32 protein-coding genes are annotated in these 23,467 nt (G+C 62.9%); 12 read left to right on the plus strand and 20 right to left on the minus strand.

Annotated elements, in window-relative coordinates:
• Positions 1-18: 18 nt before the first annotated feature.
• Both AC0L3S_RS16895 and AC0L3S_RS16900 read right to left on the minus strand, forming a co-directional pair.
• Entirely contained in the window at positions 19-573 is a 555-nt protein-coding gene (locus AC0L3S_RS16895; protein ID WP_473260239.1) for a DUF421 domain-containing protein, read from the minus strand.
• An 18-nt stretch (positions 574-591) separates the two neighbouring features.
• Positions 592-714: a hypothetical protein gene (locus AC0L3S_RS16900; RefSeq protein ID WP_456768709.1), complete on the minus strand. Its 123-nt coding sequence runs from the start codon at positions 712-714 to the stop codon at positions 592-594.
• A gap of 146 nt (positions 715-860) precedes the next feature.
• On the opposite strand from AC0L3S_RS16900, the gene AC0L3S_RS16905 reads away from it, so the two are divergent.
• Together AC0L3S_RS16905 and AC0L3S_RS16910 are read left to right on the plus strand one after the other, a co-directional pair.
• Complete coding sequence (locus AC0L3S_RS16905; RefSeq protein ID WP_247289215.1) at positions 861-1,079, plus strand: DUF6894 family protein; 219 nt, start codon at positions 861-863, stop codon at positions 1,077-1,079.
• A 29-nt stretch (positions 1,080-1,108) separates the two neighbouring features.
• Entirely contained in the window at positions 1,109-1,576 is a 468-nt protein-coding gene (locus tag AC0L3S_RS16910; protein ID WP_473260234.1) for a metallophosphoesterase family protein, read from the plus strand.
• Positions 1,577-1,596: 20 nt separating this feature from the next.
• Here the strand turns inward: AC0L3S_RS16910 and AC0L3S_RS16915 are convergent, their stop codons facing one another.
• The gene (locus AC0L3S_RS16915; protein ID WP_083926604.1) at positions 1,597-1,785 is read right to left on the minus strand and encodes a hypothetical protein; all 189 of its coding nucleotides are present in this window, start codon (positions 1,783-1,785) and stop codon (positions 1,597-1,599) included.
• Positions 1,786-1,819: 34 nt separating this feature from the next.
• The gene (locus tag AC0L3S_RS16920; protein ID WP_473260231.1) at positions 1,820-2,491 is read right to left on the minus strand and encodes a DUF1236 domain-containing protein; all 672 of its coding nucleotides are present in this window, start codon (positions 2,489-2,491) and stop codon (positions 1,820-1,822) included.
• A 47-nt stretch (positions 2,492-2,538) separates the two neighbouring features.
• On the opposite strand from AC0L3S_RS16920, the gene AC0L3S_RS16925 reads away from it, so the two are divergent.
• Positions 2,539-2,712, plus strand: a complete 174-nt coding sequence (locus AC0L3S_RS16925; RefSeq protein WP_473260229.1) for a hypothetical protein — start codon at positions 2,539-2,541, stop codon at positions 2,710-2,712.
• A 760-nt stretch (positions 2,713-3,472) separates the two neighbouring features.
• Here the strand turns inward: AC0L3S_RS16925 and AC0L3S_RS16930 are convergent.
• Together AC0L3S_RS16930 and AC0L3S_RS16935 are read right to left on the minus strand one after the other, a co-directional pair.
• Positions 3,473-3,688: a hypothetical protein gene (locus AC0L3S_RS16930; RefSeq protein WP_473279974.1), complete on the minus strand. Its 216-nt coding sequence runs from the start codon at positions 3,686-3,688 to the stop codon at positions 3,473-3,475.
• 87 nt (positions 3,689-3,775) lie between these two features.
• Positions 3,776-4,255, minus strand: coding sequence for a DUF4142 domain-containing protein (locus AC0L3S_RS16935; RefSeq protein ID WP_473279976.1), 480 nt, complete (start codon positions 4,253-4,255; stop codon positions 3,776-3,778).
• Positions 4,256-4,482: 227 nt separating this feature from the next.
• On the opposite strand from AC0L3S_RS16935, the gene AC0L3S_RS16940 reads away from it, so the two are divergent.
• The 5 genes from AC0L3S_RS16940 to AC0L3S_RS16960 all read left to right on the plus strand — a co-directional run bounded on the left by AC0L3S_RS16940 (position 4,483) and on the right by AC0L3S_RS16960 (position 7,364).
• Positions 4,483-4,992 carry a DUF2243 domain-containing protein gene (locus AC0L3S_RS16940; RefSeq protein ID WP_473279978.1) on the plus strand — a complete coding sequence of 170 codons (510 nt, stop codon included), beginning with the start codon at positions 4,483-4,485 and terminating at the stop codon, positions 4,990-4,992.
• On the plus strand, positions 4,964-5,128 hold the full coding sequence (locus tag AC0L3S_RS16945) for a hypothetical protein (RefSeq protein ID WP_156949026.1): 165 nt from the start codon (positions 4,964-4,966) through the stop codon (positions 5,126-5,128). Before AC0L3S_RS16940 ends, AC0L3S_RS16945 begins: the two co-directional genes overlap by 29 nt.
• Positions 5,129-5,165: 37 nt before the next feature.
• On the plus strand, positions 5,166-5,951 hold the full coding sequence (locus tag AC0L3S_RS16950) for a succinate dehydrogenase iron-sulfur subunit (protein WP_473279981.1): 786 nt from the start codon (positions 5,166-5,168) through the stop codon (positions 5,949-5,951).
• Positions 5,952-6,023: 72 nt separating this feature from the next.
• The gene (locus tag AC0L3S_RS16955) at positions 6,024-6,503 is read left to right on the plus strand and encodes an NUDIX hydrolase (RefSeq protein WP_473279984.1); all 480 of its coding nucleotides are present in this window, start codon (positions 6,024-6,026) and stop codon (positions 6,501-6,503) included.
• On the plus strand, positions 6,504-7,364 hold the full coding sequence (locus AC0L3S_RS16960; RefSeq protein WP_473279986.1) for an SIR2 family NAD-dependent protein deacylase: 861 nt from the start codon (positions 6,504-6,506) through the stop codon (positions 7,362-7,364).
• Positions 7,365-7,372: 8 nt separating this feature from the next.
• On the opposite strand, the gene AC0L3S_RS16965 is transcribed toward AC0L3S_RS16960, so the two are convergent.
• On the minus strand, positions 7,373-8,347 hold the full coding sequence (locus AC0L3S_RS16965) for a patatin-like phospholipase family protein (RefSeq protein WP_473279988.1): 975 nt from the start codon (positions 8,345-8,347) through the stop codon (positions 7,373-7,375).
• A 69-nt stretch (positions 8,348-8,416) separates the two neighbouring features.
• On the minus strand, positions 8,417-8,674 hold the full coding sequence (locus AC0L3S_RS16970; RefSeq protein ID WP_473260210.1) for a DUF3551 domain-containing protein: 258 nt from the start codon (positions 8,672-8,674) through the stop codon (positions 8,417-8,419).
• Positions 8,675-8,815: 141 nt separating this feature from the next.
• Between AC0L3S_RS16970 and AC0L3S_RS16975 the strand changes: the two genes are divergently transcribed.
• On the plus strand, positions 8,816-10,012 hold the full coding sequence (locus tag AC0L3S_RS16975) for an NADH-quinone oxidoreductase subunit D (protein ID WP_473260206.1): 1,197 nt from the start codon (positions 8,816-8,818) through the stop codon (positions 10,010-10,012).
• Positions 10,013-10,038: 26 nt separating this feature from the next.
• The gene (locus tag AC0L3S_RS16980) at positions 10,039-10,275 is read left to right on the plus strand and encodes a hypothetical protein (protein ID WP_473260204.1); all 237 of its coding nucleotides are present in this window, start codon (positions 10,039-10,041) and stop codon (positions 10,273-10,275) included.
• A gap of 53 nt (positions 10,276-10,328) precedes the next feature.
• Here the strand turns inward: AC0L3S_RS16980 and AC0L3S_RS16985 are convergent, their stop codons facing one another.
• The 4 genes from AC0L3S_RS16985 to AC0L3S_RS17000 all read right to left on the minus strand — a co-directional run bounded on the left by AC0L3S_RS16985 (position 10,329) and on the right by AC0L3S_RS17000 (position 13,323).
• Entirely contained in the window at positions 10,329-11,216 is an 888-nt protein-coding gene (locus tag AC0L3S_RS16985; protein WP_027519448.1) for a manganese catalase family protein, read from the minus strand.
• Between the two features lie 202 nt (positions 11,217-11,418).
• Positions 11,419-11,748, minus strand: a complete 330-nt coding sequence (locus tag AC0L3S_RS16990) for a hypothetical protein (protein ID WP_473279990.1) — start codon at positions 11,746-11,748, stop codon at positions 11,419-11,421.
• A gap of 73 nt (positions 11,749-11,821) precedes the next feature.
• Positions 11,822-12,691 carry an MBL fold metallo-hydrolase gene (locus AC0L3S_RS16995; RefSeq protein WP_473279993.1) on the minus strand — a complete coding sequence of 290 codons (870 nt, stop codon included), beginning with the start codon at positions 12,689-12,691 and terminating at the stop codon, positions 11,822-11,824.
• A gap of 29 nt (positions 12,692-12,720) precedes the next feature.
• Positions 12,721-13,323, minus strand: coding sequence for a NuoB/complex I 20 kDa subunit family protein (locus AC0L3S_RS17000; protein ID WP_473279995.1), 603 nt, complete (start codon positions 13,321-13,323; stop codon positions 12,721-12,723).
• 245 nt (positions 13,324-13,568) lie between these two features.
• On the opposite strand from AC0L3S_RS17000, the gene AC0L3S_RS17005 reads away from it, so the two are divergent.
• The gene (locus AC0L3S_RS17005) at positions 13,569-14,066 is read left to right on the plus strand and encodes a ferritin-like domain-containing protein (RefSeq protein ID WP_473260195.1); all 498 of its coding nucleotides are present in this window, start codon (positions 13,569-13,571) and stop codon (positions 14,064-14,066) included.
• 133 nt (positions 14,067-14,199) lie between these two features.
• Positions 14,200-14,457, plus strand: a complete 258-nt coding sequence (locus AC0L3S_RS17010; protein ID WP_473260193.1) for a hypothetical protein — start codon at positions 14,200-14,202, stop codon at positions 14,455-14,457.
• Positions 14,458-14,491: 34 nt separating this feature from the next.
• Here the strand turns inward: AC0L3S_RS17010 and AC0L3S_RS17015 are convergent, their stop codons facing one another.
• The 8 genes from AC0L3S_RS17015 to AC0L3S_RS17050 are packed head-to-tail and all read right to left on the minus strand — an operon-like array spanning position 14,492 to position 23,463.
• Entirely contained in the window at positions 14,492-15,559 is a 1,068-nt protein-coding gene (locus AC0L3S_RS17015) for a UDP-glucuronic acid decarboxylase family protein (protein ID WP_473260191.1), read from the minus strand.
• 11 nt (positions 15,560-15,570) lie between these two features.
• Positions 15,571-16,695, minus strand: coding sequence for a CgeB family protein (locus tag AC0L3S_RS17020; RefSeq protein ID WP_473279997.1), 1,125 nt, complete (start codon positions 16,693-16,695; stop codon positions 15,571-15,573).
• The gene (locus AC0L3S_RS17025; protein ID WP_473279999.1) at positions 16,692-17,780 is read right to left on the minus strand and encodes a CgeB family protein; all 1,089 of its coding nucleotides are present in this window, start codon (positions 17,778-17,780) and stop codon (positions 16,692-16,694) included. The genes AC0L3S_RS17020 and AC0L3S_RS17025 overlap by 4 nt, the downstream gene beginning before the upstream one ends.
• Positions 17,777-18,907 carry a CgeB family protein gene (locus AC0L3S_RS17030; RefSeq protein ID WP_473280001.1) on the minus strand — a complete coding sequence of 377 codons (1,131 nt, stop codon included), beginning with the start codon at positions 18,905-18,907 and terminating at the stop codon, positions 17,777-17,779. The genes AC0L3S_RS17025 and AC0L3S_RS17030 overlap by 4 nt, the downstream gene beginning before the upstream one ends.
• Entirely contained in the window at positions 18,904-20,007 is a 1,104-nt protein-coding gene (locus AC0L3S_RS17035) for a glycosyltransferase family 4 protein (RefSeq protein ID WP_473280003.1), read from the minus strand. Before AC0L3S_RS17035 ends, AC0L3S_RS17030 begins: the two co-directional genes overlap by 4 nt.
• A complete protein-coding gene (locus AC0L3S_RS17040; RefSeq protein ID WP_473280006.1) occupies positions 20,004-21,290 on the minus strand; it encodes a TIGR04295 family B12-binding domain-containing radical SAM protein in 1,287 nt (428 codons plus the stop codon). Before AC0L3S_RS17040 ends, AC0L3S_RS17035 begins: the two co-directional genes overlap by 4 nt.
• A complete protein-coding gene (locus AC0L3S_RS17045; RefSeq protein WP_473280008.1) occupies positions 21,287-22,351 on the minus strand; it encodes a GDP-mannose 4,6-dehydratase in 1,065 nt (354 codons plus the stop codon). The genes AC0L3S_RS17040 and AC0L3S_RS17045 overlap by 4 nt, the downstream gene beginning before the upstream one ends.
• Positions 22,351-23,463: an NAD-dependent epimerase/dehydratase family protein gene (locus AC0L3S_RS17050; RefSeq protein ID WP_473280010.1), complete on the minus strand. Its 1,113-nt coding sequence runs from the start codon at positions 23,461-23,463 to the stop codon at positions 22,351-22,353. Before AC0L3S_RS17050 ends, AC0L3S_RS17045 begins: the two co-directional genes overlap by 1 nt.
• Positions 23,464-23,467 lie beyond the last annotated feature (4 nt).

The raw sequence follows: 23,467 nt of genomic DNA on the forward strand, positions 1-23,467 counted from the left end.
TACAAAGGTTCCTATGCGCTAATCCGGCCGGTTCGCCGAATTCGAGCCGCCCAGTTCCGGAATGTCGGCGAGCGCCGTGGCATCGGACCGGACCTGCCGGATGACGCTGAATGTACCGTCGGCCTCGAGCACGACCGCACCGACATCTTCAACACGATCAATGCCATGCTGCCGGATGGCGGCGCGAACGTCCGCCTCTGCCACACGCTGGCTGCGCATTGCCTCGTGGACGAATCGCCCCTGATGGAGCAGCAACGTCGGCTGCGGATTCACGACCACCCGCAACTGGCTCCACTGCGCCACGGCGAAGGCGATGATGAATTGCAGGCCGATCAGGATGCTGAAGCCGACCAGCGACTGCGCGACGCTGATATCGCCGGACAATACGCTGTTCGCGAACGTGGAGCCGAGCGCAACCGTGACGATCAGGTCGAAGGCGTACCATTTGGCAAGTGTTCGGGGCCCCGCGATCCGGAGCAGGACGACCAGTGCGACATAGGTGACCGTCGTGCCGATCGCGGTTCTCAGGAGCGGGGTCCAGCCCTGGAAAAGGATATGTCCGACATCGGGCATGACAGCCGCGCGCCCGGACTAAAATGGCCAGCCTTTGTCGGCGATCACGATCGCCGCATCGCCGGCGGCCATCAGCAGCAGCACGATAAGGACGGCGATCATCGCGCCGGGTTGAGCAAGCACGCGCAGTTCTTCCAGCATGGGTTGGCTCCGAAAACGCGGATGTTCCGCAGCAGCAATAATCGCGATGACTTGAGGGTTCCTGCGCACATGCAGGGAGTTGATGCCCGCCACGCCGGAACGAAGGCTCCAGATCGCGCGTTCCTGCGACGAATTCGAGGGTTCACGTGCCGCGCTATCATTTCGATCTGGTCGACTCCAAGACCGTTGCAGACGAGGGGGGTGCTGAATTGCCCGATGACATCATGGCGCTGGATGTTGCCGAGGAGATCGCGAAGAGGCTCCTTGCGGAGCGTCCTGAACTCCGGAATCGTCATTTTTCCATCCTGGTCACGAACCAGGAGGGTGAGGAGATCGGGAAAGTGCCACTGGATGTCCTGCACTGAAGACTTGGCCTGACAAGGCATTGAGGAGCATGGCATTGAGGATCGGCGTGATCTCGGATACGCACGGCCTTCTCAGGCCTGAGGCCGAACGCTGTCTTGCGGGAGTCTCGCATATCCTCCACGCCGGTGATATCGGCGCGCCGGAGGTTCTGGAGCGGCTTTGCCGAATAGCGCCCGTCACCGCCATCAGGGGAAACGTCGACGTTGGCAGCTGGGCGAGCCGCTATCCTGAAACCGAAACGGTGCACCTCGGCGCTCGTTGCTTCTACCTCCTGCACGATCTCAAGACGCTCGACGTCGACCCTGCAGCATCCGGTGTGAACGCGGTGATATCAGGACATTCGCACCGGGTGAGGGTCAACACGATCAACGGAGTGCTTTTCCTGAATCCCGGGAGCGCCGGTCCAAGGCGCTTCAAGCTGCCGATCACGCTGGCAACGCTCGATCTGGATGAGGGCGGCGACCTGCGGCCCACCATCCATGAGCTCGACGCGTGAACGAGATACATGCGTGGCAGCTAGTGGGTATTCGATTTTTGCCACCGCTCCAGATCAATCGGGGGACGCTTTGGGTCGATCTGCTCCTTCTCGGGATTTCCCTGCCAAGGCTGGTCCGTCTGCCGATGGGTTGGCAAATCGGTCTGCTGTCGCGGATCGTCGACCGGGGTTTCTCTCGGGTCGTTTTCAGGCGCTTTCGCTTTCGGCATAAGTTGTCCTCTCTAACGATGCGGCGGCACGCGATCAGCGCACGCCGGCGATGATTGCCGCGACGCGGCGCGAATGCTGATCGACAATGACGAGATCCTTTCCGGCGATCAGATATTGATCGCCCCAGAACCCGTTCAGCACCTGGGTGACCTCGGGCGGCAAGTCGGCCACCTCGGTCTGGCGCGGCACCGAAGTACCGATCATCATCTCGAAATTCGGGCGATCCATCGTCGGGCTGTGCGCCGATGAGATGATGGCGCGGAGCTGTTCGCGCTGCTGATCGTTGAGGCTAGCCGGCTGAGTGGTCTTCTGAATGTCCCGCGCACGGCCGCCGGTCGTATCTTCATTGCCAGCCGGGTTTTCCTTGGCCGCTTTGCTGACCGCTTCGTGCTGCGTTGGAACTCCAGTGCCGACCGTCGTGGCCGCGGCACCTTTGTCTGCTCCCGTGGAGGGGCGGCCCAGATAGTCCGTTGCCCCGAACATCTGTGGCACAGCGAACCAGACGATGAAACCTACAAACAAGACCGCGGCCGCTACCGATCCCGCCATCATCAGCTTCCGGGTGCCGTCCTTCTCCGTTTCGCGCGATAGATCCTTGACCATGAACAGACAGCCTTCGGTATGAACTGCCGGGTCAACACGGGCAGGAATCGTTCGTTCCTCCGGGCATGCATCAGCATCGATCAGGAACGACCGGGGCCGCATCTCATTGCCAGCGCATGAGGTCGCGAGACCGAAACAAGGAGCATGCAATGTCCAAAATGCCCCCCGTACCGCCAGAGCAGCGCAGCGACAAGGGACCCGGATCTGATCCAAAGATCGAGACGGACGACAAAGTCCCCGGCCGCGAGAACTTCGACACGCAAGGACGTCACGGCAACATCAAGCAGAACACGACGAACCAAGGCTACCAGCAGGACCGATGAATGCCACACAAGAAGTCAGACACTGAACGCTTCGGTGGTCCGGGCTCCTCGCGGCAGGACCGCAAGCACCCTGAAAAGGGAGGCCGCGAGCATGAGCGCCCTGCGCCCGGAACGCCCACCAACGACCGCAAATCACACGTCTCGGGAGGCGGTGGTGAGCGCGACCAACATCACACGCACAATGATCGCGAGAGGAGCTGAGCGATGGCTAAGACAACTTCGAGCTTGATGGTGATCGCCTTCGTGGCGACCGCGTCGATAGGGGCCGCCTCGGCGCAGAGTGGTGGCGGCGGCGGTTCGGGAGGATCGGGCGGAGCAAGCGCGAGCAGCACGAGCGGCGGCACCGGCGGCACCACAAGCCCTGGGTCAGCCGGCGGTGCCTCGAGCCTTGGGTCTGCAGGCGTTGGGTCTGCAGGTCCTGGGTCTGCAGGCCTCGGGTCTGCAGGAGCTACAAACCAGACAGGCGGTGCATCGCCCAATCTGGGTAATCCAGCCGACGCGGCCGCGGCTTCGCGCGGCACGACGGCTACCGGCACGAACACCGCTGGAACGGCCCAATCAACCGGTGGTGGCCCGCGAGGATCGACCACCGTCGGGCGGGCCGGCAATCCCGCAGGAGGGACCAGCAGCGGACGGATTGACGGAACTGAGACACCCGGTCCGTCGATGCCGGGCGACGCCGAAATACGCTCGGAGAACTCTCAGGATTCCCACGTCGATCGGAAGATCAAGAGCATCTGCAAAGGTTGCTAGATCGCGATCACGACGCCCGGTTCTGCGGCGTCCAATCGAGGTCGTCCTCGCTTCGAGGTTCGGGGTCGGGCGAGCAGGGCTTGGTCTTCAAATCGTCCTCAAGCCTGGGCTTGCCCTCGCTGCTTTCGACCAGACCGGCGTCTTCGGCCTTTTTCAGCGTTTCCTCTTTGGTTGGAAACGTCCGGCTCAGTTTTTCGTCGTCCTTGAACAGGGCATACGCCATATCAGCTCCTCGCGATTTGGATCATCGAAGACTTTGACGGGGGTCGACACACGCGGCCACCGCCGCTCCTTGTCCCTGGTTGAAGCTCTAGCCGACTTCCCTGAGATTGCTCAGGATCGCCAGGTGACGCTGAATGATCGGCAGCGACATCTGTGCGACCTGCTGTTCGCCGGGGTTGCCACCGGATCGCAAATACGAATTGTTGAGCGCGAGCAATTCACGGTGCCCGCGGATCTGCCCCTGCACATACATCCGGTCGAAGGGACCCGACGGTGTGGCCTGAAGGCGCTGAAGCAGGGCGGCATGATCCGGCCGCAGCGGTGCCGATCCCGGCGCTGCTCCGAGCGCGCTCGCGACCTGGACCTGTTCGGCGATCTCTGCATTCGCGAAGTTGACGATGTCGGGATTGCCGGTGCGCGTCAGCGCGAGCTGACTCGTCTGCATCGCAAACGCGCCACCCATGAGGTCGGCCGTTCGAAAATCCCGCTGCGGGATTGGTTTGGATTGCGCAGTGTAGGTCGATAGTCCGAGGCCGCCCAATGCAAGTAAAAACGATCTTCTCAGCATGATGAAGCTCCAATGTTGGATTCACAAGACGCTGCGACCGTTTCGAACGTTCCTATCGTCACCATAAGCAGCCGAGCGATGCTCCACCTAGCGCCTTCGGCGGCATGAGATGAGCAGGCAGGTTAACGCAGGTTATTGGCACGGGGAGTGCGTCATGATCATAGGAACGGCAGCACTGAGGACGATTTGTCAATCATCCAGATGCCGACCGGCGCACGAGTCGATTCATGCAAGACAGTGATTCATCCAGCTTCCCGATTTCCGCGGGCGTCCTTCTCGGGCTTGGTCTGGGCGGATTTTTCGACGGCATCGTGTTTCATCAGCTGCTGCAATGGCATCATATGTTAAGCGGCTGGTACCCGCTCAACTCCATCGACAACGTCAAGCTCAACACGACCTGGGACGGCATCTTCCATAGCGCGGCCTATGTTCTTGTGCTCCTCGGCCTGTATGTGCTGTGGCAACGGGCGCGCAGGTCCGACATTCACTTGTCGGGCAGCCGGTGCCTCGGCGCGGTCCTGCTCGGTTGGGGCATCTTCAATCTGGTTGAAGGCGTGGTGGACCATGAGATCTTCAAGCTGCATCGGGTGAATGAGACGGTCCCCGACGAACAGCGCATCTTCTGGGACATCGGCTTCCTGCTATGGGGTGCGGCCATGTTGGTCATCGGCGCCGCCATGTCACGCGCGGGCACGCAGGGGAGGGTCCATGCGGAAGGCAGTCTACAGGCTCGCTAGAGAGACTCCGCCAGCTCTGGTCTATGCCATTTTTATATTGCTGCTGGTGCTGGCGATAGCACCGGCTTTTCGCATCGTGCTGTTTGGTGTGTCGCTGGACGATCTCCTGCAACTACGTTGCTTCAATCCCAACTGATGCGGTTATCAACGCCTCATGTCCGCCCGGAGGTACCATGGTCGAGTTCAGGCTTCCGAAACACTCCCGCGTCGAAAAGGGACGGGTCTGGCCCAAGCCGGATAGCAAATCGTTGCGCGAATTCCAGGTCTATCGCTGGAATCCCGACGACGGACGCAATCCTCGGCTCGACACCTACTTCGTCGACGTGAGCGATTGCGGGCCCATGGTGCTGGATGGTCTGATCTGGATCAAGAACAACATCGACTCCACGCTGACATTCCGGCGGTCCTGCCGCGAAGGCGTGTGCGGCTCCTGCTCAATGAATATCGCCGGCCAGAACACGCTCGCCTGCACCAAGTCCATGAGCGAGGACGTCACGCAAGGCGAGCCGTTGCGCGTGTTGCCCTTGCCGCATCAGCCGGTGGTCAAGGACCTCGTTCCCGACCTGACGAATTTCTACGCACAGCTCGCATTGATCGAGCCTTGGCTGCAAACCGTGTCGCCCACGCCGCAGAAGGAATGGCGGCAGAGCCATGAGGACCGGGCGAAGCTCGACGGACTGTACGAGTGCATTCTCTGCGCCTGCTGCTCGACGTCTTGTCCAAGCTACTGGTGGAATTCCGAGCGCTTCCTCGGCCCGGCAGCCCTGATCCAGGCGGCCCGCTGGGTCAATGACAGCCGCGACGAGGCGACGGGCGAGCGTCTCGACAAGCTCGAAGACCCCTTCAGGATCTATCGCTGTCACACCATCCTCAACTGCGCGAAGGCGTGCCCGAAGGGCTTGAATCCGGGCGAAGCAATTTCCGGATTGCGCCTCAAGATGGTCGAACGGAAGTTCTGATCGGATGGACACTCCCCGCATAAAGGAACGATGGCTGCGGCGCTGGCTTATCGACCAAACTGGAGACGCCTGATGGGCAAGAAACAATTCGCCGCGTTGCCGTTCACGCTGAAGAATTCCGAATTGCGCGTGATGCTGATCACGACCAGGCGCAAGGGCCGGTGGAGTGTCCCGAAGGGATCGCCGATGCGCAAGACGGAGCCGCATCGTACGGCTGCGCTCGAGGCTTATGAGGAGGCCGGTCTTGTCGGCGTCACCGCAAAGCGCGCGCTGGGCAGTTTCAAGCATCGCAAACGGAAGGGTGATCGCAAGCGGACCATGGATGTCGCCGTCTTTCCCATGAGGGTCCACGGGCAGGAGCGCTGGTGGCCGGAAAAAGGCGAGCGCGAAGCAATCTGGGTCTCGCCGAAGACGGCGGGCCGCCTGGTGCACAAGGCGCAGCTTCGGCGTCTGATCGCCCGCTTCGCGGCCCAAACGGAGAAGACCGCCTCCTCACCGCTGAGCGATGGCATGGCTCCAGGAACCCGCGTCTCGTCCAGCTGTTCAAGGTAGATGAACCAGCAACCGCCCGGACTCGCATTCAAGGAGCGACCGCCTCATGAGGTCCTGGCCGCTGCGGTCAAGCAGCGTTGCGCGATCCTGTTCGTCGGCGCCGGCGTCTCGATGGCTGTCGGCCTGCCGTCCTGGCAATCTCTGATCGACCATCTGCTGGATGACCTTGGACTTGAGCGCGACGTGATCGATGGAATGCACGGCGGCTACCAGATGCTGGCGGAGTACTACCGGCTGAAACGCGGCGGAATTGGCCCGCTCCGCAGCTGGCTCGACCGCAACTGGCGCGTCGACCCGGACAGGATCGCGGCCTCACGGCTCCACCGGCTCATCGTGGAGCTCGATTTTCCGACCATTTACACCACGAACTATGACCGCAACCTCGAGACAGCCTTCGAGGTCCTGGAAAAGCCCTACGCCAAGATCAGCAACGCAAAGGACATTGCAAGCGCCCGTTCGGGCGTCACGCACATCATCAAATTCCATGGCGACTTCGACGACGATGCCTCGCTCGTCTTGACCGAGACCGACTTCCTCAACCGGCTCGCGTTCGACTCGCCACTCGATATCCGGTTTCGCGCCGATGCCTTGGGCAGCACGCTGCTTTTCATCGGATACAGCATGTCCGATCCCAACATTCGGCTCCTGTTGCACCGGATTTGGCAGAGTTGGGATGAGTCCGGGCACCGCCAGGACCGACCGAGGTCCTTCGCTTTCGTCACGCAGCGCAATCCGGTGCAGGAAGCGGTATTGGCGAACTGGGGCATCACCACCATAGCGCCGCCTGACGGCGTCAGCCCAGATGATGGTGTTAGCCGGTTTTTGCTGGACATCCGCCAGCGTATCGACCGAGAGACCTAAAGCGGACCCTAGCCTCGCCTTACGCTGCATATCCCGTTCCGGGGGGGCAGGGATCCGGCATGCTGCATGTCCAAAAAACCCGCGCGCCAACGTTGCGCCATGGCCGCTTCCGACAGATCGAACGATTTCTCAGGGCCGGCTTCCTCGCGGCCGGGTCGGTAGCTCAAGAGATGGATCCTGTCGTTGCGATGAAGGCCCTGTAGCTCGGCGCGAAGCTGGCGAGCTTCGAGGGCGTGACGAAGGCGCTGGAAGGTCTGATTGCCGAAGGTGAGATCGCTCTTGCGCTCAGCTGCGGCCTCGAGGCCGTCAGGAACGCTGCCGTCCCGCGCAAAGAGGTCGACGACGTAAAGGCGAAGCGAGGCTGCAGCTTCGAGGACCGGATCGAACGGCGCGTTGAGCGAGAACCCGCCATCGCCGAGCCACCGCCCGGCAACCTGCACCGGTGCGAATTCGGGGAGAAATCCGCAACTGGCCAGGATGTGATCCATCTCGATCCGCTCCGACGACGAGTCGAACAGAATGGCATCGCCGCTTTCGAGGTCTGTAGCGCAAATCGAGATGCGCAGCTCGCCGTTGTTCAGGCGCCCGAAATCGACCAGCCGCTGAAGGCGCTCGCGCGTCGGGCCGAGATCATACAGACCGGTGAACGGGAACGACGTTAGAGGGAGACGGGGATGAAAAAAGCCGATGTGGCCAAGCATGCGCGTATTGATTGAGCTCAGCCAGGCGGACAGATGGCGGCTGGCGTCCGGTGTGGCGGCAGCCGCTGCGGGAGTATGCCAGTAGCAGCGCAAATTCTCGAGGCGATCGGCGATTGGACATCCCGCGATCAAAGCGGCGGTAATCGCGCCCGCGGACGAGCCGGTGACCCAGTCGATGTGCGGCGAGACAGAAGTGAGGGCCTCGAATGCGCCGCCATGATACGCGCCGAGACCGAGACCGCCGGCGAACACGACGGCCGTGAGCGTTTGCTCTGCTGCCATGCGACCGCTCGGTTCAGCGGCGGGATCGGTCAGAAAGCAGCTTCATTGCCGATCCGCAAGCCGGGTTGGTCACCGATATCCCCTATATCGCCGTGCATAGGCATAGCGAGGATTGACGCCGCAATAGGCGTTCGTTCCCGATGCAGTCGCCATGCACTGAGCGTAACTGGCGAACTGGCAGTTGCCCGGATAGCCCCAGACGCGGCCCTGAAGGCAGTAGCGGTCTTGTGCGACGGCCGCCGTTGGGAACCCGAGGCCCGCCACGAGCGCGAGAGAGGCGGCAGCGAGAAGCAATCGATGTTTCATGGAAATCTCCGATTTCAACATTGAACGTCTCTCATGAAGCGGTGTTCCAAAGTGCAACGTTTGAGGCTCCTTTTCTCCGGTTCGACGCCAATCGTTAACCTGTGTGAAGCCGTCCGATGGCGATCGCGACTAAGGTAACGGATGTCCTCGATCGGAAGCGATATGTCTGACCAGTCTCCCAGCTTGAGAAACTTCACCATCAATTTCGGTCCCCAGCATCCCGCCGCTCATGGCGTGCTGAGGCTCGTGCTCGAACTGGACGGCGAAATCGTCGCACGCATCGATCCGCACATTGGTCTTTTGCATCGGGGCACCGAAAAGCTGATCGAGGCCAAGACCTATCTTCAGGCGATTCCCTATTTCGACCGGCTCGATTATGTCGCTCCCTTGACGCAGGAGCATGCGTTCTGCCTGGCGATCGAGAAACTGATCGGGCTTGAAGTTCCGCGGCGAGGGCAGCTGATCAGGGTGCTCTATCACGAGATCAGCCGCATCCTGTCTCATCTTCTGAACGTCACGACGCAGGCGATGGACGTCGGCGCCTTGACGCCACCTCTTTGGGGGTTCGAAGAGCGCGAGAAGCTCATGGTGTTCTACGAGCGTGCGTCCGGCAGTCGGATGCATGCCAACTATTATCGTCCCGGCGGCGTGCACCAGGACCTTCCACCGAAACTGATCGACGATATCGAGGCCTGGTGCGATCCGTTCCTGCGCGTCGTCGACGACCTGGATCGGCTGCTCTCGCTCAACCGCATCTTCAAGGCCCGAAATGTGGATATCGGCCGGGTGACGCTCGATCAGGCCTGGGCCTGGGGCTTCTCCGGCGTGATGGTGCGGGGGTCGGGCGCGGCCTGGGACCTGCGAAAGGCACAGCCCTACGACTGCTATGCCGAGATGGACTTCGACATCCCCGTCGGACGAAACGGCGACTGCTACGACCGCTATCTCATTCGCATGGAGGAGATGCGGCAATCCGTGCGCATCATGAAGCAATGCATCGAGAAGCTGAAGTCTGCCGACGGCCAGGGGCCGGTGCTCGTGCAGGACAACAAGGTCGCGCCGCCGCGACGTGGCGAGATGAAGCGTTCGATGGAGGCGCTGATTCACCACTTCAAGCTATACACCGAGGGCTTCCACGTTCCCGCCGGCGAGGTCTATGTCGCCGTCGAAGCTCCGAAGGGCGAGTTCGGTGTGTTCCTCATCGCGGACGGGACCAACCGTCCCTACAAGTGCAAGATCAGGTCGCCGGGATTCGCCCACCTGCAAGCGATGGACTTTCTCTGCAGGGGACATTTGCTCGCGGACGTCTCGGCAATCCTCGGGTCGCTGGATATTGTCTTCGGCGAGGTCGATCGCTGACTGGAAAGTTACAATGGAGGATCAGGATGGATATCAGGGAAAGCTCCGCCATGACCGAAGCGTCCGGCCTGGTGGACGATCAGGTCACCGCGCAGAACGGCTCGCACGCGCCGCACGCTGATACAAGAACAGGACTCGATGCGCCTTCCCAGGCGCCCTCGGCGCGATTGGCCGACCAACTGCGGAAGATGACCAGGGCAGCACCGCTGCAAGCGGTCTTTGCGGCGTTTCTGTTGGGCGTTCTGGTGGCTCGGCGTCGCTAGACGTCGGCCAGGGCCGTCCCTTTCGTCGGACGACCCTGGCCGTTGCACGAGAATCAGGCCAACGCGTTCGTCACCGGCGGCTCGTTCATCTGCTCCACCTGTGCGCCACTATCCGGCCGCGCCGGTCCGAGCACAGGCTCCTCGCCCAAAGGCTCGAAGCCGGCGCGGAAGCTGAACGATCCCTGGCCGTCGAGCGAAGGACCTTCGCAGTAGCGCCCCGGCTGCAGCGGCGCCGCGTTGCGTTCGGTGCCCATGAACATGTAACTGAACTCGGTCGCCTCCTTGCTGCGGTCGAAGCTGTTCGGAATCGGCAGGGCGGCGTCCTTGCCCATTTCCTCGATCACTGCGAGCCATTGCTGTTGATGCATGGTGTCGCGCGCAATCAGGTAGCTCAGCATGTCCTGCATACCGGGATCGCTCGTGGAGTTGAAGAGACGCACGGCAAGGGTCCGGCCGGTGGATTCGGCGGCGACGTTGCAATACATGTCGGCGGCCAGATTGCCGCTGGCGTAGACATGCGAACAATCGAAGGGGACGCCGTCGCAATTGGCAGGGAAAGCCGCCATGCCGGTCGAGAGCAGATGCCGGTGCAGCATGCCCTCGATCACATGCCGCGGCCGCTCGCCGCCGTTCATCACCGCGCCGACGACCGGGTTGGCCTGCAGGCTAGTCTCCTGCATCGTTGCCGGTGCATTCTCCAGGTTCAACGCGACAGCGGTCGCGAGCATCTCGATGTGGCTGATCTCTTCGGTCGCGGTATTGAGCAGGACGTCGCGATATTTGGCCGGCCCCCGCGCGCCCCAGGCCTGGAAGAAATACTGAAGGCAGACGCGGATCTCGCCTTCGACGCCGCCGATGGCTTGCTGCAGCTGGCGGGCGAAGATCGGATCGGGCTTCTCGACCCTGACCGGATATTGCAGTCGTTTGTCGAAGTAGTACATGCGCAGCTCCTTTTGTGTTCACGCCATTGCGCAATGAGTGCTGCCGGGTTGCGTTCCTATGGGGTTTCTAGCGATTACTTTGAAAGCCTTTAAATTGCGGCGTGAACGCGATGCGGCCCCGGCGAGGAGAGGATCTCGCCGGGGCCGCTCTCATGCGCGCAACAGCAAGGAGCGCGCTTTGGAAATTGCGAACCGCGAACCGTTAGCGGCGCGGCATGGTGCCGTTGGACGGTGGCGTTGTCTCGTTGCGCATGCCGGGAGGACTGGAAGCACCCTGTCCGCCCCGCTCGACATGTGTGATGCCGCCGCCACCGGATCCGCCGGCTCCGCCCGAGCCGGCTCCTGCACCGCCAGCTCCTGCACCGCCAGCTCCAGCTCCGCCAGCGCCTGCGCCGCCGGCACCAGCGCCCGCGCCAGCGCCGCCACCCGCGCCACCACCGGCGCCGCCACCAGCACCCTGTGCGAGCGCTGCGCCGACCGAAGCGCCTGCAAGCATCGCGGCCGTGAAGATCGTCAGGATTGTCTTACGCATCTTTCTTCTCCTTGAGGTTTCGATGTCGGATCAATCATGTGAAGCATCCACCGTTCCTAACCGTGCAGCGTGATCAAGCTCTGTCGTCGACGACTCCGCGTCGGTATTGCGAAGGCACGGCAACTTCGTCGAACCGTTTGGCGAGAGCATCGAGAGCCACGCGCATCTGCGGCCCCTGCATGGCCGCGCCGTGCCCGGTGACGACGATCTCTGGAGCGAGCGCGGCAAGTGCGCGCACCGATCTCTTGGCGCTTTCCCAATCGGGGGTGAAATACATCGGGGGCCCGTGCATCTCCGGCGTTTGCGTCACCGCGGCATAAACGGATTCCTGCCGTGTCGTTATGAAGGCGTCGCCGGCGATCAGCACGCGGTCGCGTTCGCGCCAGAGCGAGATATGCCCGGGGGTATGGCCGGGCGTATGGATCCACTGCCATTCCGGCATGAAGGGCACACCGTGATCAAAGGATAAATCATAGAGGCGCGATGCGACGTTCACCGGCTTTGTCGGAAATAGCGGAGAGAGAGAAGCGAGCAGCCCACCACCGACGCTGGGATCGGCCGACGGATAGGATAGGCTTCCGTCAAGATAGGGATGCTCGGCCGCATGGGCATAAACCGGCACCTCCCATTCATTCGCCAGCGTTTCGAGCACGCCGACGTTATCGAAGTGCCCATGCGTCATGATGATGCAGGCGGGCCGGCCGCTTCCTCCAAATCTGGCTTTCGCGGCGGAGCGGATGGCGCCAGCCGATCCGGGAATGCCGGCGTCCACCAGCACCCAATTGCCGTCACCGGCGTTCTCGAAACCGACGAAGATGACGTTGACGATCGCAAGCTGACGATAGGCAACGTCAGCGACGATCTGCCGCGTGTTGTCGTTGCGATCGATGTCGGATTGCGCGTGCTCCGCGTCGGCGGAAGAGGGAAGCGGGATCTGCGTCATGTCCATTCAAGTCCGATTTGGTCAGCTCTCTAGCGCTCGATCGTGCCGATGCGCCGGATCTTCTTCTGAAGCAGCATCACGCCGTACAGCAGCGCCTCCGCGGTCGGCGGGCAACCGGGCACGTAAATATCGACAGGCACGACACGATCGCAGCCGCGCACGACCGAATACGAATAGTGGTAGTAACCACCGCCGTTGGCGCACGACCCCATCGAGATCACGTAGCGCGGCTCAGGCATCTGGTCGTAAATCTTGCGAAACGCTGGCGCCATTTTGTTGGTGAGTGTGCCCGCGACGATGATCACGTCCGACTGGCGTGGCGACGCGCGCGGGGCGAATCCGAAGCGTTCGGCGTCGTAGCGCGGCATCGACATCTGCATCATCTCGACCGCGCAGCAGGCGAGCCCGAATGTCATCCACATCAGCGACCCGGTTCGGGCCCAGGTGATCAGCTCCTCCGCGGTCGCCGTGAAGAAGCCCTTGTCCGCAAGATCATCGCGGATGCTCATGAAGAACGGATCGGAAGCGTTGTCCGGCTGGCCCTCACCCGGCCGGCCAGATCCCGGCCTGCAAAGTCCAGGCCGGCCAAGCGAAGGGACTGAGTTGCTGGCGTGCGGAGAGCTGTCTGTCATTCTTGTCCCTGAGCGCTGCGGCCTTTTGGCGATGCGACCACACGTTGATGCGACCACACGTTGCCGAGAACAGTCATTCGCATGCGGCGTTCCTCCGGCGGTTGGGCGATTTGTGTTCTGTTATCGCAGGTTAGCTTCGGGTCCGGCGGCCGGAACCCAGCGTTCGCCTCACTCATCACCCCCTAGGAACGATCCGCCGAAACTGCGGTTGGCGGCAACATGGCCCGTGAAATGGAGAACATGAGATGACGAACGCAGCCCGCGAGACATTCGTGGTCGGACTACGCAATGCGCATGCGATGGAAGTGCAGGCGCGGGAGTTGATGGAGCGTCAGTCGGAGCGACTGGACGAATATCCCGAGGTCAAGGCCAAGGTTGCCGCTCACCTTCAGGAGACCAACGAGCAGCTGAAGCGGTTGGAGAGATGCCTGGAAGCCTGCGGCGAGAGTACCTCCAGCCTCAAGGACACGACGCAATCCATGATGGCGAACATGCAAGCCATGGCACACTCGGTTGCCGGCGACGAGATCCTCAAGAACACTTTCGCCAACAATGCCTTCGAGAATTTCGAGATCGCTGCCTACAAGTCTCTGCTCGCCCTCTGCGGCGCCGCTGGGTTCGCGGAGGCCAAGGATCCGCTCGAGACATCGCTGAAGGAGGAGCAGCGTATGGCCGCCTGGATCGACTCGAACGTCGAGAAGGTAACAATGGAATATCTGGCGCATCAGCGCCAGGCGGCCTGATCGCACTCCATCGCCATCGCGGCGAGACCGCCGGTCCCCACTGGTGCGAGACCGGCGGGTTCGCCCGCTGAGTCTGCCTGCGCTCTCATATGGACGCGCAGGACCGAAACCCTCTCATCCACGTTTTGCTGTCATGGCGCACATCATCTTCGACTATCGCAGTCCTGCTGCCGAACAGGCCTATGAGATCGCGTGGGACTTTCTCGCCCGCAGCGGGGCGATCCACGATGAGTTCGAGGCGTGCGTATTTCTGGCCCAGCGCATCACCATGATGGTCGAGGAAGGCCAGGAAAACCGGATCCGGATGGCCAATCGCGCCATCTCCGAATACCAGTACCATCTCGAGAACCTCTGCAAGCCGCTCCGAGGCGCGGCTGCTTCACGGGCATGAGGGCTCGCACGGGTTTGTGGGCTCTTTCTACCGTTTACTGCCGATCGGCGATCGTCAGCTGGCCGCGTGCCCCGGTACGTCCGCTCCTGCGGGGTGCAATGGCCGGAACGAGTGCCGGCGCTTCCCCGGCCATGCGCATGGCGAAATAGGCGATGGTCGCGTGAAGACCATCCTTGAGCGCCACGCGCGGGCGCCACCCCAACGCCTTCACGGCCGTATCAATGACGGGCTTGCGGCGCTTCGGATCATCTTTCGGCAGCTCCTCGAACCGGAGCGGGGAGGCTGACTCCGTATACGCCAGCACGTCGCGCGCAATATCCTCGATCGTGACCTCGTGCGGATTACCCAGATTGCAGGGTCCGGTGACCGATGATGGACTCTCCATGAGCAGCTGGAGGCCGCGCACGAGATCGTCGACGAAGCAGAAGCTCCTGGTCTGCGTGCCACCTCCATAGATCGTGATCGGCTCTCCGCGAAGCGCCTGCACGATGAAGTTGGAGACCACGCGCCCGTCATTCTCCAGCATCCGGGGTCCGTAGGTGTTGAAGATGCGCGCGACCTTGATTTCAACCCCGTACATGCGATGGTAGTCGAACATCAGCGTTTCCGCGGCCCGCTTGCCCTCGTCGTAGCAGGCCCGGGGCCCGATGGGATTGACGTTGCCGAGATAAGATTCCGGCTGGGGATGGACCTCCGGATCGCCGTAGACCTCGCTGGTCGATGCCTGCAGGACCCGGGCGCCTTTCCGTTGCGCGAGCTCCAGCATGTTGATGGTGCCGAGCACGCACGTCTTCATCGTGCCGACCGGATCTTTCTGATAGTGACGGGGCGACGCCGGGCAGGCGAGACTGTAGATCCGGTCGACGTCACCCTCGATCTCGACGGGATCGCGCACATCATGTTCGATGAAGCGAAAATTCGGATGATTGAGCAGCGGCCGGATGTTGTCGATCCTTCCCGTAAACAGGTTGTCGAGGCAGATCACCGTGTGGCCGCGCTGCAGAAGCGCGTCGCAGAGGTGGGATCCGATGAAGCCGGCGCCGCCGGCCACCAGAACAGTGGGGGAGCGGCGGGACGCGTTGATGCGGGTCTGAAGTGTCATGGTGCTGCCTTTCAGATTTGAGCGACCTGCATGGGACGCGAGGCGGGAAGTTGCGGGGCTTTCCGGCGGCGACGAACCGATGCCTCGGCGTAGTAGGTCTCCACCTGCCGGGCGCGATGTTCGGAGGTGTGGTCGGCCAGAACGCGGCGCCGAGCGTTTTCCGCGATCGTGCGCCTTTGCTCCTCGGGCATGTCGCGCAGGATCTCCACGACGTCGCGGGGGCTCGATGCGAGCAGGATTTCCCGGGAAGGCTCGAAGACGGTCTCGATTCCAGGCCACCGGTCCGAGATCACGGGCGTGCCGCACGCGGCCGCTTCGAACAGCCGAACGCTGGGCGAGAAGCCGAGCGCGCGCATGTCGGCGCGGGTGGCGTTTAGCGTAAAGCGTTGCTCTGCATAAAATCTCGGATGATGTTTGGGCGTGAGGTGCTCGATCCGGGCGACATTGGTGGGCCAGACCACCTCATCGGGATATTGCGCGCCCGCGACGACGAATTGCTCGCGTGACAGAGTGCGAGCAGGGGCGAGCAGCAACTGCTCCAGAACCGGTTGCCGGTCCTCGCTATAGGTCCCGAGATAGCCCAGTGCCCACTTCTTCTCCGCGCGTTGCGGCGCGTAGATGTTGGTGTCGGCACTGCAATACAGCACCCGAGCCAGCGGACTGCCATAGTTCTCCTCGATCATGCCGGGCACTGGGCCGCCGGCAAAAGACAGGTAAAGGTCGAAGCGCGGGATCATCGCCGCGGAAAGATAGTCCAGGCCCTGCTCGAGCTTGGCAAGCGTGACCGGTGTGTCGATGTCGTAGAAGGCGGTAATCCCCCGGGCGTGGGTCGTGATCCATTCGGAGATCGCGATGCCGTCGGGCACATAGGAGCCGATGACCACCAGATCGGCGTCGCGGATCATCTTTCCGAAACGCTGCGGGATGTCCTTCAAGGATTGGTAAAGCTCGACAGTCCAAGCGGAAGGCTTGGCAAGATCACGATGCTCGCGATACCAGGGGACGTCGCGTTCGAGAAATGTGACCTGGTGACCTCGTCGTGCCAGGGCTTCGATCAGGGCGCGATAGGTCGTGGCATGACCGTTGCCCCAGGACGAAGTAACCGAAAGACCGACGACGACGATATTGAGGTTCATTCTGCTGCCTCGATTCGCGAACTGCTTGCGGCAAAGAGATCGTTGAACTGGCGCGCACGCTGCCGGTAGGTGTGATGGCTCAGAATGCGCGCACGAGCGCGCGCTGCGATGGCCTGAGCCCGGTCGGGGCGCAGGGCGGCAAGATGCGCTGCGACCTCCGCCCCGTTCGCGGCCACTAGCACCTCGCGATCTGGCTCGAGAAAATGATCGATGCCGTCCCACTGGTCGGTGATCAGGCAGGCTCCGGCGCCGATGGCTTCGAACACGCGTGTTGGCGGCGAGAAGCCGTAGCGCGCCATGCTGTCGCGATTGACGTTCAGCGTCGCCAGACCGGAGCCGAAGAACGCGTTGTGGTCGCCGGTCCCGACATGCCCGACCTTATGCAGATTGGCTGGCGTGTCTTTGGAATCCCAACCCGATCCGCCGAGCACGAACGTCTTGTCCGGCAATTGGCGTGCGACATCGAGAAAGAACCGCTCGACGCGCTGCTCGCGGTCGGGCAGGCGGTTTGCCAGCAAGCTCAGATCGCAGGTGAAGTGCGGATTGGGCGGCGCCGGAAAGTGCGTGGCGGGGTCGAGCGCATTGTAGATTGGCACGCAATCCCGCGCGCCGACGCCGCGATAAGCGGATACGACGGCATCGCCGCCGCCATAGGTCAAGACCATGTCATAAGACCGGATCGCATGGCGCAGATGATGGTCTGGATTGTCCGCCACCGACTCCAGCGTCGCGGGGGCATCGACGTCCCAGTAGATGCGCATTGCATTGGACCGAATTTCGGCGACCGCGTTCTCCAGCTCCTGATCGAAGACGCCGACACCGCTGGCCTTGACCAGCATGTCGGCCGAGCGGGCAGCTTCCTCAAGCGAACTTCGCCAGCCCTCAGGCGTCGCGGCGTAGACGACCACCTTCGCCCAGTCGGGATCGTCGATGTCGCGATGGGCCTGGCGCTCGAAGGCATCGGGCTCGAAGAATATGACGTCGTGGCCGAGGGCCGCAATCTCCTTCAGCATGCCGCGGTAATAGGTGGCGGCACCGTTCCAGTAGGACGAGACGAGGCTGGATCCGAAGAAGCAGATCTTCATGCGGAGGCTCCGATGTATCGCAGGGGCTGTGTCGCGTGGCCTGTGGCCCGGAGGTCCTGCACGATGCCGACTAGCTGCTCCGCCCGGTGACGGCAGGTGTGACGCTCCTTGATCGTCCGCAGTCCGGTCTCCACCGTGGCCGACCATAATTCCCGGTCATCGAGTAGCGCACGAAGCGCCCGCTTCATTTCGGTACCGTCGGAGGCGCTGAGATAGGCACCTTCCGGGAACAGACTGTCGGCGTCTGACCAGGGGGCCGAAACCAGTGGAATGCCGCACGCCATCGCCTCGAAGACGCGAATGGTCGGAATGCCCGGAAGCAAGCGGACATAGGGGCCGCGGGGAACGTGGACAGTCGCGCGTGCGCCGGCGAAAGCGATGGGAGCCCAGTGTGCGGGCAACCAGCCGCCATACCGAATGCCTGCCGCCTGAATGGTCGCGAGGGCGGCATCCGAATAGCGGACGCCATAGACCCCCGCGCGCAGCTTCAGCTCGGCCACGGGTTCGACCAGAAATTCGTTGAGCTCGGTGCTGCGTTCGCCGTCGCCCCAATTGCCGATCCAGACGACATCGTCGGTGCGCTCGACATGCGGCAGCGGATGGTACAGGGCGACGTCGGCCGCCTCGTGCCAAGTGAAGGCCCGGTCGGCCCAGCCGAGCTTCAGATAGATTTGACGAAGGACCTCGCCGAAGGCGAGCACACCGTCGAAGCCGTCGAGGTCGAACTGCGCAAGCTCGTCCGGTGCGCTGACGGCGCGATGATGGGTGTCGTGGAACAGCAGCGTGAAGGGAGCGCCTTGAGCCCGTTTCGATCCGATGTCCGCGATCAGATCGGGCGAATTCCATTCGTGGACGACGACGAGATCGGCGCCGTGCAACGCCTCGTCGAGATCAAGGGAGGCGTCGTAGCGGCGGATGCCGATGCCGGGAAACAGCGTTGGAATGTCCTCCATCGTCTGACTGCCACCCTCGCGGATCGCATTCAATCGGCTCCAGCCGTCGATCGGCTCGAACACGACGACCTCATGGCCGAGCGCGTGAAGCTCGCGGGCGTAGCCGCGCAGGAAATGGGCGTTGCCGTTGTTCCAGCAGGAGGTGAACGCGTGGTAGAACAGAACGCATTTCATGCGCGTACCTCCATGGGGGCGGGCGCGTGATGGACGGCAAGCATCTCCTCGTAGAGGCTGAGATAGGCGCTCGTGGTCCGGGTCAGCGAGTAGGTCAGGGACTGCTCAAAGGCGGCACGTTGCAGCCGCACCCGCTCGTGATCGTCGGTGCACAGGCTTGCGAGTGCTCGATGCAGCGCCTTGCTGTCGGTGGGATCGACGAACAGCGCGGCCCCGCTCCACAATTCCCTGAAGGTGGGAATGTCGGACAGGACGAGGGCGCATCCCGCCGCCGCGGCTTCCAGAACGGAGAGGCCGAACGGCTCATAGAGCGCGGGGCTGGCGAAGATGGCGGCGTGCTGCAAGTGCGCGCGCATGGCTTCGTGAGACAACTGCCCGAGCCAGGTGACGGAAGCCGAAGGGCACTCGTCCGCCGGCCCGGCGACCCGAACGGGCCAGTCCAGCCCAGGCGCCGCAGCCGCCAGGACCTCGATGTTCTTGGCGCGGTCCCACAGCCGGCCCGCCGCAAAGATCATGTCTTGCTTCCGTCCCGCGAGGCCCTGAGGGCCAATTCCATTCCAGATCACGATGCCGCGCGAGCGAGGCCGGTAGATTTCCGCTATGTCATCGTGGAAGGACTGGCTAGGACAGACCCAGGCCTGTGCGGTGTCGAGTGCGGCGGTCACCCGTTCGGTGTAGCCGCGCCATTTCGGTTCGCCGAGCCAGCTCGTATCGCGGCAGGCGAGCCCCCAGGAGTTGACGCAGGAGTGGGCGACGACCACCACCGGAGCGCGCCAGGCGAAGGCCGCCTCGCGAAAACTATTGAGGTGAACGACGTCAGGCCTGATTCCGGCTTCGAGCTTCGCAAGGACGCGCCTGGCCTGGGACAGATCTTGTCCTTCCGGATCCTGCCATTCGAGTGCAAGGTCCGTTTCGATCAGGCGGACCCGCGAGCCACGTAGCATCTCAAGCTGGCCGGCCCGCGCGCGCGGACCCATCGTCACCAGGGAGACGTCGGCGCCCTTCGCTGCAAGAGACGAAGCAAGAGAAGACGAGTAGGTCCAGATGCCTCCGACGGTATCGGTCGTCATCAGGATCCTGAGCTGCGAGCTGCGGCTCATGATGCCACCTGCAGTTCGAGAGTCTCGAGCGGGACCGGGCGGTCGTTCTGCACGTCGCTGAACTGGTCGAACATCGCGAGATAGTGCCGGTGTGCGCGCTCCCAGGCGAAATCGTCGGGCTCGCCCCAAAGCTTTCGATAATCCGGCGAGCCGGGATAAGGATACAGCGGGACCGGATCGTTGGCCCAGATGCCGGCATCCTGCATGGTGCGGCGCCAGCGCTGCACGACGGGGTCCTCGTCCTCGGGGACTTCGATCAAATTGGCCTGCACGAACGGAACGTGACGGCGCGCTTGGACCAGCCGTTCGGCAAGCTGGTCGGTCGTCATCTTGCAGTTCTTGGCGAGCGCGGCGCGGCCCTCGACCGTGAGGCTCTCGATGCCGGCTTCAATCGAGACGCAGCCGGCGCGGCCGAGCAGAGCCAGCATGTCCGGCTTCCAGAGATCGATGCGGGTCTGCACTCCGAATTTCAGCCCGCGTGTGGTCAGCCCTTCCAGCAGTTCCACGTTTGGAAGGAAAATTTCGTCGATGAAATAGACATATTCGATGCCGTGCTCACGCAGGCCATCGATCTCTTCGAGAACGATGGAGGCAGGCCGCTTGCGGTAGGCGTTGCGGAAGTTCTCCTTGGCGCAGAACGTGCAATTGTACGGACATCCCCTGGACGACTCGACCTCGGCGCCAGGCGCCTGTGGCTCGGCTTCGAAACGGTGGTGGTGATGGTGATGCCGCCGGATCATCTCCTCCGGCCAATCGAGCGGCGGCTGATCCTTGAATGCGACCGCCTGCGGGCCGCCATTGACGCGGACCGATGCGCCATCGGCGAAGCACAGGCCCGGAAAGTCCCGTTCGCCATTGGCAAGACGCAGCAAGGAGGCTTCGCACTCGCCCATCACGACGATGTCGGTGCCGAGCTTTCGAAGCGCGGCCCTTGGCACAGTCGAGCCATGGGGGCCCACCGCGATGAGGATCGGAGCCAAGTCGCGCACCGCCATCGCGAGCTCCTGGGGAACGCGGAGTTCGGGAGGGGCGCAGCGCCAGAACAGATAGGTCGGCGCCGTCGTGATGACGATCTGGTCGGGGCCGAACGCGCGCAGCTCGGCTTCGACATCGCCGAGAGAAAGGTCGAACATGTGGGCGTCGAGCAGCAGCGTCTTGTGCCCGGCCGCCTTCAAATAATGCTCGGAGATCCCGAGTTCGAGTGGAAGGTGAGGGGATCGACAGCCGAAATAGATGCTGCCGCCAAAGTCCCAGTTCGGGTTGATGAGGGCAACACGCGTCATGCCAGCGCCTCGCGGTTGCCTTGTGACGATCCGAACCTGCCGTCGAGCCAGCTGTGAAGGGATCGGAGGCCGTCTGCGAATGAAATTTGAGGGGCCCAGCCGAGCGCGCTGGAGAGTGCGCGCGTGTCGGTGACGTACCAGGGCTGATCCCCGGGCCTCCAATCGGCAAAGCGATAGGCCACCTTGCGGCCGGTCAGATCGGTGATGCGGTCGATCAATTCCAGCAGACTGATTGCGTTGGCCGGACCGCCGCCGAGATTGAATACGCGTCCACGGGCGAGCGCGATGCCATCGAGCACGGCGAGCCAGGCCGAGGCCGCGTCGGAGACGTGAAGCGCATCGCGGACCTGATGGCCGTCGCCATAGATCGTCAGCTCTTTGCTGCGGATGGCGCTCAGCAGGAAATGCGCGATCCAGCCCTGATCCTCGGTGCCGAATTGACGGGGCCCATAGATGCAGCTCATGCGCATCACCACGGTCTGGAGGCCGTAGACCCGCGCATAATCATGGACGTATTGATCCGCCGTTCCCTTGGAGCATCCATAGGGGCTGTAGAAGTCGAGCCGTGCATTTTCCGAGATGCCGGAGGCCAGCAGGCCGCTTGTCGGCGTGTAGCGGCGGCCGGTGAGCGCGATGTCGCCATCGTCGATCAGGCGTCCGTAGACCTTGTTGGTCGAGGCGAATACGATCGGCGCGGCGTTGTTGTGGAGGCGCACGGCTTCGAGCACGTTCAATGTGCCCCGCGCGTTGATCTCGAAATCGGCGGCCGGATCGCTCACGCTGTCGGTGACGGCGACCTGGGCGGCCAAGTGCAGCACGGCGCGGGCTTCGCGTACGGCGTCGATCACCGGGATCGGCTCGCGAATGTCGGCCACGGTGATTGTGACCCGGTCGCCATGCCGGGACTTCAGCCACTGCGCATTCTCCCGCACGCCGGCGCGGGCGAGATTATCCAGGATCAGCACCGGCTCGCCGCGCTCCGCGAGTCGGTCGGCGAGGTTGCAGCCGATGAACCCGCATCCGCCGGTGATCAGGACGGGTCTGTTGTCTCGTTCACTCATCACGCAACTAACCCTCGTTGCAGCAGCTCCCTGGTGGCTCGCTCCGCCTGATCGTCAGCGATCTGGTCGGCGAGATATTCCGCCAGCTCTTCGAGCCCATCCCTGAATGCGACGCGAGGCTCGAAGCCGAGCACGTCTCGGGATTTTCCCATGTCGGCGAAGCAGTGGCGGATATCTCCAGCGCGATATTTTCGCGTCAGCTCGGGCGCAATGTCGCGGCGCCCCATGACTTCGGCGAGATCCTCCGCGACGGACAGGATGGTGCGACTCTGGCCCGAGCCGACGTTGAAGACGTCCTGCGCGTGCTCCGCCTCGAGCGCCATCCGGCAGGCGCGGGCGACGTCATGGACATGGACGAAGTCGCGGCGCTGCCGGCCGTCCTCGAAGACGAGGGGTGGGCGGCCGTTGAGCAGCCGGGCGGCAAAGATGGCCAGCACGCCGGTATACGGATTAGACAGGGCCTGACGTGGCCCGAACGCATTGAAGAAGCGTAGCGCCACCGTCGGGATGCCATAGGCCTTGCCTGTGATCAGGCACATGCGCTCCTGCGCATATTTATTGAGCGCATAGATCGAGCTCAGCGAAGGCTGCTTTGTCTCCGGCGTAGGGATGGGATCGAGCGGGTTGCCGGCGGCGTCGCGCAGCTCCCAATCGCCGCGGCGAAGCTGCTCGACCGCCCGCTCCTCGCAGGCGACCACGCTCTGATCGGCGCTCCGGTAAAGGCCTTCGCCGTAAATGCTCATGGACGAGGCAACCACGAGCCGCGCGACCGGGCGCCTGGATAGTGCCTGCAGCAGCACGGCGGTGCCGAGCTCGTTGGTCCTGACATAGGGTTCGATGTCGTACATGCTCTGGCCGACGCCGACTGCTGATGCGAGATGCAGGACCATGTCGGTGCCGCGCAACGCATGATCGACCGCGAGAGCGTCGGTGACGTCACCGACGACGAGCTCCGCGTCTTTGGCAAGATAGGCGGGACGCTGGCGGTTGCCTCCGTGGACCTGCGGCGAGAGATTGTCGAGCAGGCGGACTTCATAGCCCGCCGCCAGCAGAGCGTCGGCTGCATGCGATCCGATGAATCCCGCGCCTCCAGTGATCAATACTCGCGTCATTCAC

This window comes from Bradyrhizobium sp. Ken01, from assembly GCF_055807355.1.